The organism is Paenibacillus sp. FSL R7-0163 (assembly GCF_037969975.1).
Lineage (GTDB): Bacteria > Bacillota > Bacilli > Paenibacillales > Paenibacillaceae > Paenibacillus_AQ > Paenibacillus_AQ odorifer.
In genome coordinates this window covers 1,886,894-1,904,474 of record NZ_CP150224.1, presented here as the reverse complement: position 1 = coordinate 1,904,474, position 17,581 = coordinate 1,886,894, and the positions used below count along the sequence as shown (strand labels likewise).

Sequence of the window (17,581 nt, the reverse complement as noted above, 5' to 3'; positions counted from 1 at the left end):
ATAGTTGATTCCTTCCTTAACGCTTCTTCTAATGTAGAGTTCGATGTGTTTAGATTTCTAGCAATGAGAATACTTTATCGAAACCTGCTTTGGAACGGGAAAATAATTCAGATGAACTGTGTGCGGAGGCTGGTGCCAGCACTTCTTGGGCGATAACGCCGGTATACCCGATCTTTGTAAGGCTTCCCAGGAAGCCTGTAAGATCAATAGCCCCTTCCCCTGGATACAATCGATCAAAATCAAGCAATTCTTCTATGGGCAGAGGTTTAGCATCATTGATATGGACATACGCGATTTGATGCGGTTGTAATTTCAGCAGATCCTCACTTGTTAATCCATTTGTATGCCAATGATAGGAATCCAGCAACAAGCCGATATTTCTCACTTGAATGGTGTCTATCCAGTTCAACGTATCATGCATCGTCCAGATCAGCGGATTTGCCCATTGTTTACGTAAGTGATGAGGGCCAACGAACTCTAAGGCTAGCGAAATACCATAAGCGCCTAATATTTCTGCACATAGTCTTAAACGTCTAGTGGCTGCAATCATAAACGGTGCGACCGGAAGATCAGTCGAAGGTAAAATATATGTGCAGCATGTGGTGCACTTTAAGTCAGCAGCGGCCTCAGCCATCTGGGTAAGCGATTTCAGACTCTCCCTAAAGCTATCCTCTGTCGTGCGCCAATCTACCTCTAAACCAAAAGATCCTAGCATGACGCCATGACTTTCCAACAATTGAACTGCCCCATCCTTGCCATATTGCTGTACCAACTCTAATGGATTGACGTCTATGGACCGAAACCCGAATTGGCTCGCAAGTCTGATGTATTCTTCATTGGAACTAATCTCACCCAAACCTGCTGTTGTTAATCCTCTTATCATCGTAGATCTCCCCCTTTATGACCAATCAAACAGTACATCATTGTTCTGGGTACCCATTCCAAGTCTAGCGCATTTGGCACTCGAATAAAACACCTCAAAGGACATGTCATTCCTTTCATTTTTCTTCAAAGATCCTTATACTTGCTTGAAGAAGCATTTCAAGGGAGAATGAAAAGTATGGACATAAAAAAATTGCAATACTTTATCGCAGTAGCAGAGGAACTGCATTTTAACCGTGCAGCAGAGAAGCTAAATATGACACAGCCTCCCTTAAGCCAGCAAATTCAAGCTCTGGAGAATGAGATTGGTGTGAAACTATTAGAACGGAACAAAAGACAAGTTCGTCTCACGCCAGCGGGGGCGGTATTTCTAGAAGAGGCTAAATCCATTTTATCTCAACTGGAACGCTCTATTAAAACAACACAATTAGTCGATCAAGGAATTATCGGACATTTGAACATTGGATTTATAGATTCTGCAGCTGGTGGAGTATTGGTTAATATGTTAAAAATGTTTCGGGAACGTTATCCACAAGTACAACTCAGATTACATGAGATGACGTCTGCTCAGCAATGGCAGGCTTTACATGAAGGAACGATTCACATTGGATTTGTACGTTATACAGAGTCGGGCAAACATATCGACCATCGTCCCTTAGTCAATGAATCGCTTATTGCCGTTTTGCCAGAGCAGCATCACCTATCTCAATTACCGGTGTTATCCATTCGCTCTTTAGCTTTAGAGCCGTTTATATCGTTCCCGCGTCATTTAGGAGCTCCTTTTCATGACCTCATTATGAGCTTCTGCGCCCAACACGACATGTATCCGAATGTTGTACAGGAAGCCATTCAGATGTACACCATTGTAAATTTGGTAGCTGCTAATCTTGGAGTTTCCATTGTGCCCTCTTCAGTTGCTATTTTTCAGCGTGAAGGTGTCGCATTTCGTCCCTTTGAAGAAAGCACACCATCGATTCCCCTTTATGCCGCTTGGAGAACCGATTGCGATCGTGCCTCCTTATCCGCGTTACTAGAGATCATAGGACAAATGAGTTCAGAAGCTATTAATGGTGAATAATATAATATTCAGCCCGTTTTTCTAGGATCACGTTCAACGAGTCCTTCTAGCACCCTATCGATTTCCAACATCACTTCCCTATCCAGACGAACTCCCGCAGCTTTGGCATTTTCTATAACCTGCTCAGGCTTGGATGCCCCAATAATTGCAGAGGAGACTTGTGTATTTTGCAACACCCATGCTATAGCCAACTGCGGAAGCGTCAACCCAACTTCACTGGCGATGGAAGAGAGATTCGAGACCGCCTCAAGCACCTCAGTCCGAAGCCACTGACCCGCCAATTTATTCATAAATGGTGAGCCCGCAGCGGTTGAAGCACGAGAACCCTCTGGCAATGGTTGCCCTGGCATATATTTACCTGAAAGAATCCCTTGAGCAAGCGGTGACCAGACCACCTGTCCAATCCCTTCCCGCTCACAAGCTTGAACTACCTCCGTCTCCATCACGCGCCATAACATCGAATATTGAGGTTGACTAGCCACCAATGGCACCTTCAATTCCCTCGCCAAACTAGCACCTTCTGCTATCTGATCCGCCGTCCACTCACTTATCCCGACATAGAGAACCTTACCTTGACGCACCAGATCCGAAAAAGCCAAAAAGGTCTCTTCAAGGGATACTGTTGCGTCAAAGCGATGCGCATAATAGATATCAATATAATCGGTCTGTAATCTGTTCAGTGAAGCATGGCACGCCTCCATAATATGCTTGCGAGACAGACCTCTTGCGTTACGTCCCGTCCCTGTGGGATGGCACACCTTGGTACACAATTCGATATCAGCTCTGTGCACTCCTTTTAATGCTTGGCCCAGCACCATCTCAGCTTTCGTATCGGAATATACATCTGCAGTATCAAATGTTGTGATCCCTACATCCAATGCAGCGCGAACACAAGCATGGGCAGTATCATTGTCCACTTGAGCACCATGTGTAATCCAATTACCATAAGCAATCTCACTTAGATGTAAGCCACTAGTTCCTAATTTGCGATAGTTCATTTTATACCCTCCTTTAGATAACAATCTGATTGTAACAAAGAGATATTAATACGAGAAATACTCTTTAATATGCAGTTTAATTCAAAATAGATATTACTGAGACACTTAAAGATAATAAAAAAACGCCCTTTAGGCGTTTTTTTCGGTAAATATTCTGTTTCGAAACTCTAACTTCGCCTATACTCCGGTGAGTATTAACCTCCAAGCTTTGTTACCGCACCACAACTAACAGTACAATAATTCCGAGCCAAAACAGCCAGCTTACTGGGTGACCGAAATTTAATCCCCAGCCGACTCCGAGCCTTTTCTTGACGATTAGGTTTGGATCTTTGCGATTGAAATAAACCATACCTAATAGCCATTTTTCATCATCATGGACAGGTCTGACATTGGAGCTATCGGCAGATCGCTCCAAGCGGCTTTCACCCTGACCAGCCCAGAACGTTAAGGCCAAGGCGTATAGGATGATAAGGGCTATTATGATTAGGATAATAGGGATAGCGAAATTCATGTTAAGCTGAGATATCATATTTAGTTGCACGACGGAAAACAGGATAACTATTAAGAAGCTTGCTGTAAGCATAAAATATGACCAAGTACGGCGGTAAGTTGCGTCTTGTCTGATGGAACGGTTAGGATCATTGGGTTGAACCTGCTGCTTCACTCTGCGAATACTCCAATTCTCAAATATGAACAAAAGTGTTATGAACACTTGCATGATCGTAGGCATAAACACAGAACTATAAGATTTAGCTGCATAGCCGTCTACGTTCCAACTGCTGTTGTAATGGATCGGAATCTGATCAGGAATCAGATCGTAGTTGCGTAGCACATTTACAATAGTAACAACAATAATTAAAACATGAATGAGGAACCATTTATTAGACAAGCCAATGTTTCTTTTCCGAAATCCAGTGTCCACTGCCATGATCGATGGTTCCAGAGCAATAGGCAGCATAGGTAGTAAACTTTTCATTTTGAAATAATAGCTAATGTTTATGACTAGGGAGATTACGACCATGGCGAGTGAATAAGTGACAATGATCCAACTTGGTTGCTTGGAATGTTCATCACCGTATATTAGACAGAGGATACAAATAATGAATAGGATGGTATGTAAGGTAGCACTAATCCTAGCATATGACTTCCGCATCTGGCGCAGAGGCTCACTATGGAATTGTACAGGGCTGACGGTGACCCCAAAACTAATCGTCTCTCTTGTTAAATAAGGCATGCTTACCATGAGTACAATGGCAGGTACAAATACTAAGATCATTACTATAACAGGCATTATCGTCATATCATTCGCCTCCTCTTATACATAAGTGTGTATTTGAAAACTCTATAACCCTTATAGCATAGGCGATTCATCACTATGCCTTTTTGCGTATGATTATCCTATTAACTTAGGATAGGTAATCGGCTTGAACATAAATTTTATTATAATCGATTTTAGTGAATATAGGGGTAAAATTAACAATTTATCCAGTTTTTTTGCTACGCAGAGCTACTCATCTGACAACTGAATTATGGCAAGTACATCTGTTTGAAATTCTGTGTAGGTAAAGGACTCGCCTCGTATCTGCAATGGTGCGGATTACTGCGTCAGAGTATAAATAAGTCCGTCCATGCTTAATATAGTACTTGCTCAGGTTTGTTCCATTAACTCATGTATGGTCATATGCAGCACTTCTTTAGCATTTGCAAGAATGTACTCCGCTACTTTTTCTCTGATTCTGGCAATTCATTTAAGTCTAGCTCAATTTGCGAAATCATACTTCCCCGCAATTAAACCCGCTCCAACAAATGCAGGAATCAATGGTATGAAAATATTTCCGATTTTTCGCAAAAATTTCTTGAACGGTTTATCTATGATTCCACACGTTCCATTATTGACGAATTTTTTTTTCAACATTAAACTATAAGTTAAGAAATTAAATTTCAAAAAAAACCGTTTTTTTTCATTTATTAAATTTATCCCAACATTACGGCGCAGGAGGAAATGAAAGATGACGACGACACCAAACATCATCGTAATGAACCATCCAACTAGAGAGCAGCTTGAAAAGATTTACGATATTTTAGATGAATGCTTTTCCGTAGGCCGAGCTTTTTTCCAAGAAAGATTAGACCTCGACACCACATATGATCCAGATACAACATGGTTTGCGATGGTAGACGGTAAGATTGCATCCAATGTACAAATTTTCCCGTTTCATATTAGAGTCGGTCAAGCGATCTTGAAAACAGGTGCAATGGGGAGTGTCGGAACAGATCTAAATTACCGCGGGCTGGGGCTTGCACACAAAATTCTTCATGCGCAGACCAACTATATGAAAGAAACCGATTATGATATAAGCTTGCTTTTGGCTAGCAAGCATGCGTTTTATGAAAAGGCTGGCTGGAGACTTATTCCGGAGACTGCTTTCGCAATTGAAAAACCAGCAAGTTTGGAGCAGCAGCAAAACAGTGATGAAATCATTCCTTTTGAAGCCTGTTATCTCGATGATATCCGTTTCATCTATGAACAATTCAATAAGAATCGTACCTACACCGTGATCCGAAGTAGAACGTATTGGAATGATTTATTGACCTGGCCGGAATGGAAGAAAGTTGACTGCTTGCTCCTTCGCAGAAATGGAAAAATCGTCGCTTATGGCATCATTGAAAAGAAAGATACTGAACAAGTATTTATTAATGAATTATTGTATTTGAACGAAGCCGAAAACGGCGTTGAAGCTTTGTTTCATGCCTTATGTCAGCTGCGTCAAAATGCAAAGCAAATATTAGCGATGCTCCCAGAGGACCATAAGCTATATTCCTATTACCAACAGCATCAAGCTAATTCAATTCAAATCAATATGGCGATGTGGAAAATGATCAATCTCAGTTCAACTTTCCATAAGCTTCAGCCTGAATTAGAAGATCGCCTAAACCGTAGCAACATAATTGCAGACCAGGAGCTGCATATTGCACTTCGCAGTAATGAGGACTGTATCTACTTGGATTATAAGCAAAAGCAGCTTTCTGTTTCCGATGCTAGTAATCATACCAATCCCTATACTTCAATAGAAGTAGATGAACGCGAGCTAATGACTTATATCATGTTCGGCTATAATGAAGCAGGCGCAGCAAAGGACAGTACTGAGCACGCTAACATCCTTCAAGCTCTATTTCCGAAACAACAAGCCGTGTTTTATTTGACTGATAAATTTTAAGCCATTTTTGATTCCTACCATTTTAAAATAAGGGTGTGTCGCAAGTCCAACTGCTCGGACTTATGACACACCCTTATTTTTCCATAGCGACAAAAACTAGTCGTTGTTCTTTTTTGATCTTCCTAACAGGACAGCACCGTAGGCTGCATCCTTAATCGGCAAAATCAACTTTGTTTGCGGGTAGCTCTGTGCGAGCTTTCGCTCCAAGGCTTCTTTCACAAAGCGAGACTTTTGCAGCACACTTCCTGCAATCGCAATCGGACTTTCATATAGCTTAAGCCGTTCAATAACAGGCACAACAAGCTCATATAGATTGGCTGCACATTTCTCCGCTAACGCTATTGCATGTGCATCGCCCTTCTCGCATGCGGTCGTCATAATCGGTGCGAGCTGCGCAATATCTTTTTTCGTCGTATTTTTATCATAAACAAAGCCAATAATCTCTTTCACAGTGCTTAATCCAAGCTGCTCATATACCATCGCTGGGATGACCGTATCGGTTATTCTTCCGTCCTCCACTTGAACTAATCCGGATAATAGATCGCGCCCAATACTATAACCGCTTCCCTCGTCATCAATCAGATGACCAAAACCTCCTGTGCGATGCTGCTCTCCTTTTTCATTGACCCCAAAGCAAATCGATCCTGTACCGGCAATGAGAATGATGCCTTGCATCGCATTTTGTGCCCCGTATAATGCGGTTTCTTGATCGCCTGTAATCGTTAATGGCCCGATATAACCGTTATTTCTCACATGCTGCTCCAAAAAATTGATGACCAGCGGATTACTTATTCCTGCCGCACCTATACATATATGAGCAACTTCTTGTAAATTACCGCAGTAGAGCTTCGTTTGACTAAAAATTTCCTCAAAGGAGGCGGCAATAGCATCAGCATCACCACCGTTATAATTAATAGGCCCTACAGTAAAGGTGAATAAAGAGTCTTCCTGGTCATGCGTAATGGTGACAGCTGTTTTCGTGCCACCCCCATCAATTCCAACGATAAATGCCATACCTATGTCCCCTTGTTGTACTTTTTATCTACATCTGTATCGTAATCTTGGCGGTGGGTACAACCTCACCATTTAGGATTGGAAGGAGTGATTTGAATGCATCAAGTGTATACTCAAATGCCGCAATTCCGCAGAACTCGCCTTCGATTAACGGTAAATCATACGGGCGACCTAATGTAATGGCCGTTACTTTGCAGCCTGCTGCCAGCAGCTTCTGAACAAGCGCAAGCTGACCTTTGTTTTCACGCGCATTGAACAAGCCGATAACAATATGCTTGTAGCCTTGTACCTTTGGCAGCGCAGCGTTGTTTTGCTCCTCGCTCGGGTCAATGTCGATAATCTCATAAGCTGTATTAAAATGCTCCCCCATATATTGCGGAAAGCTAAGAGCTTGATTCAAGCTGCTGGACGCAAGATCGGTGCGGTATGAATAGGAACCCATAAATAACACTTGCTCGTCACCGGTATGAATGGGCTGGAGCTCACCTTTAATGAGGCAGATCGTTTCCGTACGCATTAGCTCATTTGCTCGGCGATGTACATCGCAGCCAACTAGTTCATAATCTAGCTCCTCAATCGTCGCATATTGTGCTTTATAAGCTAAAATTTTTGTAACAGCTGCATCAATCAGCGCTTCATCCAAATCACCGGTGGCTACAGCTTCTTCGATCAAATGAATCGCTTCCTTCACTGTCTCAGGAGTATGACTAATGAATACCAAATCAATACCTGCTTTAACAGCTCCTAACGCTCCTTTTGCCGTACCATAGTATCGTTTGATCGCGTCCATTTCTAAACAATCCGATACAACTAACCCTTTATATCCTAATTTTCCTTTTAATATCTCTGTAATAATGGTATGAGACATAGTTCCGGGCACACCGGATTTTTCAATTTTCGGAAATAAAATATGTGCACTCATAATCGCTTGAGCGCCTTGCTCAATTGCGGCCTTAAACGGCAGCAGCTCAAGCTGCTCTAATTCCTCAAGTGTTTTTTCAATGGTAGGCAAGCCAATATGTGAATCGACATTTGTATCACCATGACCTGGAAAATGCTTAAGTGAGGACATGACGCCTCCATCGAGCAATCCCTTCATCATTTGAATTCCATACTGGGATACTGTTGCAACAGAATCACCATATGAACGAACATTTATGACTGGATTCAATGCATTATTGTTAACGTCCATAACTGGAGCTAGATTAAAATTAATACCTAATGCTTTCAATTCTCTGGCAGTCATTCTGCCTGCTGCATACGCATTTTCAGGTCTTCCTGAAGAAGCAATTGCCATGGCTCCAGCAACATTGGTCGCGTCTTTAGGCATACGAGTGACTCGACCTCCTTCTTGGTCGATCGTAATAAAACCCGGGATACCAGTATGTGTCGTGTACCATTGCTGCAGCTCAGTAACAAGCTCGCCTAATTGATATTTATTGTCGATATTATGTGAGAATAAAATAATATTGCCGACTTTATAATGCTCAATAACTTCCTTCAGCTCAGGAGTGATCTCGGTTGAAGGGAAGCCTGTTACGAACATTTGTCCAATCTTTTCGCGCAAGCTCATATGTTCTATTGTTCTCATCAATTATTCACCTTCCTCTAGCGATACAAATGATACTGCTGTGTTATTTCTGCAAATTGCTTGCTTTCCGCTGCAAACTGTTCAAGCAGCTGCTTGGCTTGCATATTTTCCGTACGATACATGTTGTCTCCCCCCAGCAAATCGATAAATGGACGAGAGCCCTCCTTCACAGGAGGCAGGAATGAAAATTGCTCGTACAAATCTCTTATCGTAAATAATAAGGTTACCCCAACTTCTAAAGGCCTCAGCACTTGGAGATCTGTAATGTAAATTTGTACCCCGCCGCATAGCTCGCCACAATGTTTAGATGACGTTGGCTTGAAATGAACTGGACGAAAAAGCACACCCGGGATACCTTTTGCATTCATCTCATCTGCCAATTGCTGCGCTTGAATGAACGGAGCACCAATCATTTCAAACGGGAACGTTGTGCCTCGTCCTTCCGAGCAGTTCGTGCCTTCAAATAAACATGTTCCTGTATATAATAACGCTGTTTCATATCGTGGCATTCCAAGTGAAGGATGAACCCAAGTTAATCCTGTATCCGGGAAGGACATGCTCCGTTCCCAGCCTTCCAAACGAACGACATGCAGCGATGCATTCCAATTCATTTGATCATTTGCCATCGTTGCTACCTCACCTGCTGTTAAGCCGTATCGCACGGCTAGCTCGTAATTTCCAACAAATGATTTGAAGCCGGGCTTCAAGACATTCCCTTCTACCGTTACCCCGTTAAGCGGATTAACACGATCAAGAACAACAAATTCTACACCTGCATTTGCACAATCTTCAAGTGCATAAAGCATCGTATAAATAAATGTGTAATAGCGTACACCAACATCTTGAATATCGTATACAATGATGTCTACTTCATTCAGCATTTCTTTTGTTAAACGCTTGGAGTCTTTACGGTACAAGCTATAGACTGGAACATTCGTAAAAGGATCCATGTAAGTGTCTACTACTGCCCCTGCATCCAAATCTCCGCGAACGCCATGCTCAGGTGAAAACATCGCAGCAAGATTAAAATTTTCATGTAATATAGTAATCGTTGATGCAAAATCCTTCGTAAGACCTGTCGGCGCTGTAATCAATCCTACGCGCTTACCTTCGAACAAATAACGATAATTCGTTATAGAATCAATCCCATTTAACACCATATGAAGCTGCCTCCTAGCTGCTTTTTCGCATAAATGGATAGAACAAGGGAATGTTTCCTGCTATACATAGAAACACTCCCTCTTAGCTAGTTTAATAGTTACCAAAGACTAGACTGCCTAACCTTCACCGTTTCAGCAGGCACCATAAATGCTTCTGCATATGTCTTTCTTGCTTCACAGCCGCGAACAACTGCTAGTGCTTTATAATAATCCATGTATTTGAAAGATTTGCTATTCGTCACAAACCAATGCTTGCTTAATGCATCTATCCATAGATCAAATGCCGCTTGATCGAAATCCACATATACGTAAGGGACATAATCAACCGCATCCTCCCAGTTTTCGGAGTAATATAATCTTGCTGCAAAGTGCGCGGGGAGCGCTCGTTCAAAGGATGATAGACTTGCGAAGAAACGGGCATCATTTACGATATGATGCGTTAGCGCGTGATCCTTATGCATACTGTTTTTCCAGTGTGTAATAATAATATTAGGCTTCACGCGACGAATTACATCACAAACCTCCATACGAATTTCTTGATTGTCAGCCAACTCTCCGTCACAATAATCATCGAATACAATGGCTTCACCGCCTAGCATATCCGCAAAAACCTGTGCCTCTTTCACTTTTTGCTGACGATATTCCTTCATATCCTGTCCTGCCGGGACCCCTCGTTCACCCGCAGTTAACGCTAGTGTCACAATGCGATCTCCCTTTAAACTATGACTAGCGAGCACACCACCAGAAGCTAGCTCCACATCACCAACATGCGCTCCAATTGCTAATACTGTGAATTTTTCGCTCATCTTTAAAGTTCCCTCCGCAATATAGAAAATTGTTTTTCAATAGTAAAGCCCGCTTTTTGATAGATTCGAAGAGCCGGATTATTATTTCCAGTGAATAGAGAGATATATTGACAGCCCACATTTTGAAAAGCTTCAACCATTCTGAAAAATAATACACTGCCAAGGCCATGACCCTCATGCTCTGGGTGCACTCCGATACCGCAAAAAAATGCTCTTCCATCAGGCTGCGAAATAATTGGACCCGCAAAGCCCACAACCTCGTTGCCGTACACAGCTACTACAAGTGGTGCGCCAACCTTCACATAAGTAACAACATCCTTCTTCCACTGCGGATTTTGCAGGGCAGCAAGCGTTGCTTCAAGCCCTGTATGTAAATCAGGGACATAGGAAGTAATGTAATAGTCCTTGCTATTTGCATTGGTTTCCTTATCTAAAATATCTTCGGGAACTATAAAGCTTCCGAGTCTTAAATACATGCCGCATTGCCTCGCTCGATCTTCGTAGCCTCTAGCAATTAAAGCTTCATATAATGGCTGGTCCTTACTGATGCCCGGGGCATTATTATGCTCATGCTGAGGTGCACTTGGTATACTCCACTTCAGCTTAACAGGGTTGAAAAACAATACATCCGCTTGTCTTTTCCCAAGTTCTTGGAATCTTTTTTCTAAACGCAATAGAAAAGCATCGTAAAACTCCAGAGAAGCCACATGGGTATCTATAATAACACTCGTAATATAACCCGCCACATCTCCAAGAGGGAGATCGTCACCGCAGCAGCCAGCTGCAAAACCAACAATCCCTTTTTCGTCACAGCCTACCCATATACAGTCAGCGTCAAAATAAGGATGGTCGATGAATGTATCTTGAAACTCTCGCTCTGTAAATGGCTTATAATCATATTTTGTAGCCTCACGATTCCAAAGCTCTACAACTGCAGAGTGATCTTCAATTGAAAAGGTTCTGATTTGCATCATTTAAGCCTCCTGTGAACGTCCAATATAGGGCCAGGAAATTTTGCCCATTACTACTGGCTGTGAAGCTCCAGTTACTAGCGGGATATTGTTTGGTAAGCGCTCCATCGTGTAATACGCTAGCAGAGCAAAAGCAATTGCTTCCTTAGCATCACTATTACCACCGATATCCTCCTGCGTCAGCACCTGCACGTTATGCGGTGCAAATAAGTGTTGTAAATCACGCAAAAGCGTCTTGTTATAGCTTCCACCGCCGCCAATTAACAATTGCTCAGCCTGATGCTGCGGTGCAATATACCGTTCATAGCTATCGACGATGCTCCAGGCAGTTAAGTACGTAGCTGTTGCAACAACATCTTCCGCTTTCCAGTGATTAACCTTCATCATTTCAATAATTTGTGCCACGTATTGTTGGCCAAACCGTTCTCTGCCTGTCGATTTTGGTAACGGCATCGTATAATATTTATCCTGCTGCATCCATTTCAATAGCTCATCAATCACTTGACCGCCCGCACCAATTTCGCCATCAACATCCATGGTCATTGGTGCAAATAATTGCGATACAAGGCCATCGATAATCATATTTCCAGGACCCGTATCAAAAGCAAATACCTCATCCGGTGAGGCATTTACAGGCAAAACAGTCACATTGCCTATTCCGCCAATATTTTGCATCAGAATTGTTTTCTCTGGATTGTTAAACAATAAGTATTCGGTAAATGGTACTAACGGAGCTCCTTGTCCACCCATTGCCATGTCAGCAACTCGAAAGTCTGATACGCAAGGAATTCCTGTGCGATTGGCGATAACTGCACCATCCCCAATCTGAACAGTACAATGCAGATTATAGCCGCCCATAACATTCTCTTCCGGAGCATGATAGATTGTTTGACCATGTGATCCTACTGCGAATATTTGCGAGTGCGAAAGGCCGCATTTCCCTATAACGGATAATGTGGCTTGGGCGTATAATTCGCCAAGCCACATATTCATTGCGCCAACCTTATCAATCGTAGCGCTAGCGGGATCAAAAAGCTCAAATATGGAGTTTCTAACTTGCACCTCAAAAGGTGTGTTTTCAAAAGCCAGTAATTCAATCTCTACTCCATGCTCTTTTTCGGCTGATGGGAAAAGCTTAACTACTGCTGCATCAATACCATCTACTGATGTACCTGACATCAAGCCAACTAAGTATGTTGCATCAACTTTTGATTGTTTGTCCATTAACCTTTCACCGCTCCAACTGTTACCCCTTCAAGGAAGTATTTTTGTAAACTGAAGAACAAAATAAACATTGGAACTGCTGAAATGGTTGCCCCCGCCATCATCGGTGCAAAGTAAGTTGTATTCGCAAAGCGAAAGTTTTTCAAGCCGACCTGAATGGTTTGCATATCCATCGTATTCGTTACTAGGAACGGCCAGAAAAAGTCATTCCATGCCGCCATGAACGTTAGGATTGCTAGTACTGCCATAATTGTTTTAGATAGAGGCATAATGATATACCAGAAGATTTTAGGCTGGGAACAACCTTCGATTTTAGCAGATTCAATAATTTCACCTGGAATGGAGGACATGAACTGCTTAACCAAGAAGATATTGTATACCGTTACTATGCTCGGCATAATCAACGCTGTGTACGTATTTTGTAATTCAAAAATGTTTACGATCAAAATATATAGTGGAACCTGAGTGACTTGAACAGGAATCATCATAGATCCCAGCAAAATAGCGAACAAAATGTTTTTCCCTTTAAATTTCATTTTTGCAAAAGCATATCCAGCAAGTGTAGCAAAAAATACGTTAGATACCGTGATACACGCTGCCACTATAAAGGAGTTCAATAACCAGTCCCATGTATGTGGGCTGAAGTTAAAGAAGAATTTATAAGATTCAAATGAAATCTTCGATGGTAGGATAGAATAGCTCATTGCACCAGCTTCTACCGGATCACCGAACGAGGAGATGACCATAAAGTATATCGGGAATATGGTAGCTGCGGCAAATAGGATAAGGAACGTAATGTTTGCACCATTACGTATAAACAGATACCCTTTGCTTCTTAAGCTATTGTTGTACAAACCCATAGTATTCTGCTCCTTTTCCTAGTATTCTACATCTTTACCTATAAACTTGAATTGAAGGAATGAGATAAATCCGATAATCGCTGCTAGAACTAATGATTGTGCCGCTGCCTCACCAAACTCAAAATATGTGAACGCATTGTTAAAGATTAACAAACCTACCATTGTTGTTGCATGGTCTGGTCCACCGCCTGTCATAAGATAAGCGTTTTGGAATACTTGGAAGGAACCGATAACACCAGTAACAAGTAGGAATAGCGTTGTTGGCTTAAGGAAAGGGACAACGATAAACCAAAGCTTTTGCAGGAAAGACGCGCCATCAATTTCAGCTGCTTCATAATAGCTGTTATCAATAGCGAGTAATGCGGCTATATAAATAATAATTGCTGTACCATGACTTGATAACCATGACATTAATACAAGTGAGAACATTGCAGTTGCACTGGAACCAAGCCAGTTTTGATTTTCAATACCTAAAAAACTCACGAGCTTATTGGCAATACCTGATTTTAACGGATCGAAGATCCACAGCCACACAACAGAAAGCGCTACACCAGATGCTACGGCTGGCAAGTAATATAGTGCTTTAAAGATCGTTTGTGTTTTTTTCTTGAAAGGAATAATCAAAATTGAAATTAAAAATGATAGAAGAATATTAAACGGAACAGTTAATAGCGTATATACTAACGTATTTTTCAGCGCTTTCCAGAAAAGTTCATCTGAAAAAGAGTTAACGAAGTTATCCACGCCGACAAAAGTGGATCCTAATGGACCATATTTTTGTAAGCTGATAATAAAAGCATTGATGACTGGATATGCGGTAAATAAAGAAAACGCAATAAGTGCTACTGCGATAAACGCGTATCCCCAACCTGAGTCACTTTCGAGTTTCAATTTTTTTCTTTTAGTCAACGTTTGATTCATTGGGTCGCACCTCTCTTCTAAAAACAGTACAAGCTCTAGCTAATTTAGAAGGAAAGCTGTACGTTCTAGCTACGCACAGCTTTCACATGTCAGCCTACGACAGACTAGTCAACTACAATACCATCTTTACCGAAAGATTTAATTGCAGCTGCTTTAACTGCATCATACATTTCTTGTGGAGCAATCTCATTTGCAAGTAAGGCTTGTAGTTTAGGAATAATAACTTCTGTTTCAATTTTTAATGCTTCAGCAGCCAGATCAGTAGGAATATCTGTACGAGCCGGAAGCGCTTTTGCCATCATAGCTTTACCTGCAGCAACGTTATCTTCGTTACGAGGGAATTTTTCAAGTACTTCTGCATTACGTGCAGATTCAGTAATTGGTGATAAGAACAGCTCATTACTGTAGTTAGCAGCAATTGAACCAGAAGACAAGAAATTCGTTGCTAGGGCAATATTTTTGATGTGCTCTTCAGATGGAGCTTTTTTACCACGAAGTGCGATATAACCATCAACGATTGAAGTAGGGACATAATCGGCACCGTTGAATGTTGGGACTGGAAGTGAAATATAATCAACTTCAATAGAATCTGCAACAGCTGAACCATCGTTCGCTTTAATCTTCTCATTGTTTAGACGAGCAGAGTTTTCAAATGCAGATAAACCTTTACCTGTAATCATCGTTTGACCCGTTAGGAACATGTTCCACCGTTTACCAGCATCGATAGAGCTTAGCTCTTTAGGCATAGAACCATCGTTGATCATTTCGCGAATAGATGTAAGTAGCCCCAAGAAGTTTTTGCTTGTATACGTATATTTAAGATCTTTATCGAAGTAATCTGGTAAACCAGCAGTTTTAGCAAGAATAGCTAGATAGTCTTTAGATGCTACACCAGATGTTGCGAACACGAAACCATAACGAGTAGTTTCACCTTTATCATTTTTCACTACGCCTTTAGAAATTGCATTACGGAACTCTTCATAAGTCCAACCGTTTTGTTGAATGCTTTTCCAATCAATTCCGGCTTCTTCAAGGAATTGTTTGTTACCACCGATAGTGTGGATTTCCATATACGCTGGTAGGCCGTATTGAGCGTCACCTAGTTGGAAATATTTCAATGGAACTTCGTCATAATCTGCCTTGGCTTCATCAGAAAGGGCACCGTTAAGGTCGATTAGTACATTAAGTGCTGCATATTTCGAAATTCCTGAAGCACCGATAAAAGCAATATCTGGAGGAGAACCTGCATTTACTTGAGTATCAAGTTTTTGCGTCATATCTTCCCAGCTCGCTGGCTCGATTTTCAAAGTCAAGTTAGGATGTAGTGTATTAAATTCTTTTTCCATATCAGCAAAACGTGTTTGATAGTTCGCTGATATCGGAGGTAAAAGCGCTGTAATCGTATCCTTTTTAGGCTCAGAACCACCGTTACTAGTTCCTGTGTTACCGGAATCTGTAGAAGCTGGAGCGTTATTTCCGTTTCCTCCGCAAGCCGATAATAGTGATACCATCATGATTCCTGACAAAAACAGAGTTAATCCACGTGATCTTTTTTTCATCGAAAACAGCCTCCTCAATTATTAATAGCATCCATCCTGTTATTTCACTTTTCTCACCTAGACCAATGATGCGATTGCCTGTTTCAAGCGTCCTCCGTTTGCGTTAAGTACTTGTTCTGCTTCTTTTGCATCTAACCCCGATTTAATCATCATAATTGCCAGCTTACAGTTCATAGATGCTTTTTCAAGTGTTTCTTCGGCGGTTGATGTATCTACACCAGTCGTGTTCATGATGATACGAATCGAGCGATCTACGAGCTTAAAATTACTAGCCTTCAGATCAACCATCAAGTTGTTGTACGTTTTTCCTAACTTGACCATTGTGCATGTTGTCAGCATATTAAGCACCAACTTTTGAGCAGTTCCTGCTTTTAATCGAGTCGAACCGCTAATGACCTCAGGTCCTACAACAGGTGTTATACAAACATCTACAATGGGTTCGAACTTTGAGCCTCTGTTGTTACAAACACCGATAGTGGCTGCTCCAAGTTCCTTTGCTTTCGCTAAAGCTGCAATAACGTAGTTTGCACTACCGCTTGCCGAAATCCCAATAAGTACATCTTTGTTTGTTACACCAATGCTTTCGATTAATGCGATCCCTTCATCCATATCGTCTTCACAGCCTTCAACCGCAGTACGCAAAGCAATATCACCACCAGCAATATAGCCCTGCACCAAGGAAGGATCTGTACCAAAGGTAGGAGGACATTCGGAAGCATCCAGAACACCTAATCTTCCTGATGAGCCAGCTCCTATGTAAAACATTCTTCCACCATTAGACAACCTATGATGTAGAATATCTACCGCCTTTGCAATCTGCGGAATCTCCTCAGCTATAGCTCTGGGGACCAGTGCATCTTGTTGATTCATTAACTGGATCATTTCTTCCGTAGTACATTCATCAATCATTAATGTGTCTGGATTCACAGCCTCTGTTGTCAATCCCGCAAGGTAGTCATTCATAGCCATCCTCCTTCTTCCCAGCCTTAATCTGTCATTTAATTAACAAAACGTGTTAGATTAACTTACAATTATTATGTTCTTATACTAATACAACACCATCGCTTCGTCAATAGATTTTGAAATATAATTTCACTAAGAAATTAATTTCTGATGTTTTATTTCATTTCTTACATACTATGTTATACCACATTTATAAAGCGCTTACAAGATGCAATTTAAATTTTTAACAATTGCTTTGATCGCTATGGCTCTAAGGTTAAAGCGATTTAAAAAAATGTATTATTTGCTGATTATTGCTCCAAACGAAACATAAAGTTACATCATCCGTGTTCAACC

The 17,581-nt window shown here is 41.5% G+C and carries 15 protein-coding genes; 2 read left to right on the top strand and 13 right to left on the bottom strand.

Annotation, left to right across the window (positions count from 1 at the left end):
• Positions 1-49: 49 nt before the first annotated feature.
• Positions 50-883, bottom strand: coding sequence for a sugar phosphate isomerase/epimerase family protein (locus tag NST45_RS08415; RefSeq protein WP_076141019.1), 834 nt, complete (start codon positions 881-883; stop codon positions 50-52).
• Positions 884-1,060: 177 nt separating this feature from the next.
• On the opposite strand from NST45_RS08415, the gene NST45_RS08410 reads away from it, so the two are divergent.
• Positions 1,061-1,960, top strand: a complete 900-nt coding sequence (locus NST45_RS08410) for a LysR family transcriptional regulator (protein WP_038572065.1) — start codon at positions 1,061-1,063, stop codon at positions 1,958-1,960.
• Between the two features lie 8 nt (positions 1,961-1,968).
• Here NST45_RS08410 and NST45_RS08405 read toward each other — a convergent pair whose 3' ends face one another.
• Both NST45_RS08405 and NST45_RS08400 read right to left on the bottom strand, forming a co-directional pair.
• A complete protein-coding gene (locus NST45_RS08405; RefSeq protein WP_076141020.1) occupies positions 1,969-2,958 on the bottom strand; it encodes an aldo/keto reductase family protein in 990 nt (329 codons plus the stop codon).
• Between the two features lie 211 nt (positions 2,959-3,169).
• Positions 3,170-4,258, bottom strand: coding sequence for a DUF1648 domain-containing protein (locus tag NST45_RS08400; protein WP_076141021.1), 1,089 nt, complete (start codon positions 4,256-4,258; stop codon positions 3,170-3,172).
• A 709-nt stretch (positions 4,259-4,967) separates the two neighbouring features.
• Here NST45_RS08400 and NST45_RS08395 point away from each other — a divergent pair.
• Positions 4,968-6,176: a GNAT family N-acetyltransferase gene (locus NST45_RS08395; RefSeq protein WP_076100315.1), complete on the top strand. Its 1,209-nt coding sequence runs from the start codon at positions 4,968-4,970 to the stop codon at positions 6,174-6,176.
• A gap of 96 nt (positions 6,177-6,272) precedes the next feature.
• On the opposite strand, the gene NST45_RS08390 is transcribed toward NST45_RS08395, so the two are convergent.
• The 10 genes from NST45_RS08390 to murQ form a co-directional block, all read right to left on the bottom strand.
• The gene (locus NST45_RS08390; protein ID WP_076141023.1) at positions 6,273-7,190 is read right to left on the bottom strand and encodes a BadF/BadG/BcrA/BcrD ATPase family protein; all 918 of its coding nucleotides are present in this window, start codon (positions 7,188-7,190) and stop codon (positions 6,273-6,275) included.
• Between the two features lie 28 nt (positions 7,191-7,218).
• Positions 7,219-8,781 (bottom strand): glycoside hydrolase family 3 protein, encoded by a 1,563-nt coding sequence (locus tag NST45_RS08385; protein WP_076141024.1) that lies wholly within the window; start codon positions 8,779-8,781, stop codon positions 7,219-7,221.
• A 17-nt stretch (positions 8,782-8,798) separates the two neighbouring features.
• On the bottom strand, positions 8,799-9,941 hold the full coding sequence (locus tag NST45_RS08380; protein WP_076141025.1) for a DUF1343 domain-containing protein: 1,143 nt from the start codon (positions 9,939-9,941) through the stop codon (positions 8,799-8,801).
• 98 nt (positions 9,942-10,039) lie between these two features.
• A complete protein-coding gene (locus NST45_RS08375; protein ID WP_076141026.1) occupies positions 10,040-10,747 on the bottom strand; it encodes a PIG-L family deacetylase in 708 nt (235 codons plus the stop codon).
• A gap of 2 nt (positions 10,748-10,749) precedes the next feature.
• Positions 10,750-11,721 (bottom strand): GNAT family N-acetyltransferase, encoded by a 972-nt coding sequence (locus tag NST45_RS08370; protein ID WP_249267672.1) that lies wholly within the window; start codon positions 11,719-11,721, stop codon positions 10,750-10,752.
• The gene (locus tag NST45_RS08365) at positions 11,722-12,942 is read right to left on the bottom strand and encodes an anhydro-N-acetylmuramic acid kinase (RefSeq protein WP_076141027.1); all 1,221 of its coding nucleotides are present in this window, start codon (positions 12,940-12,942) and stop codon (positions 11,722-11,724) included.
• Positions 12,942-13,802, bottom strand: a complete 861-nt coding sequence (locus NST45_RS08360) for a carbohydrate ABC transporter permease (protein WP_036688719.1) — start codon at positions 13,800-13,802, stop codon at positions 12,942-12,944. Before NST45_RS08360 ends, NST45_RS08365 begins: the two co-directional genes overlap by 1 nt.
• 18 nt (positions 13,803-13,820) lie before the next feature.
• Positions 13,821-14,723 (bottom strand): sugar ABC transporter permease, encoded by a 903-nt coding sequence (locus NST45_RS08355; protein ID WP_036688721.1) that lies wholly within the window; start codon positions 14,721-14,723, stop codon positions 13,821-13,823.
• A 104-nt stretch (positions 14,724-14,827) separates the two neighbouring features.
• Positions 14,828-16,282 (bottom strand): extracellular solute-binding protein, encoded by a 1,455-nt coding sequence (locus NST45_RS08350; protein ID WP_036688723.1) that lies wholly within the window; start codon positions 16,280-16,282, stop codon positions 14,828-14,830.
• 57 nt (positions 16,283-16,339) lie between these two features.
• Positions 16,340-17,245 (bottom strand): N-acetylmuramic acid 6-phosphate etherase, encoded by a 906-nt coding sequence (gene murQ / locus NST45_RS08345; protein WP_076141028.1) that lies wholly within the window; start codon positions 17,243-17,245, stop codon positions 16,340-16,342.
• Positions 17,246-17,581: the final 336 nt, after the last annotated feature.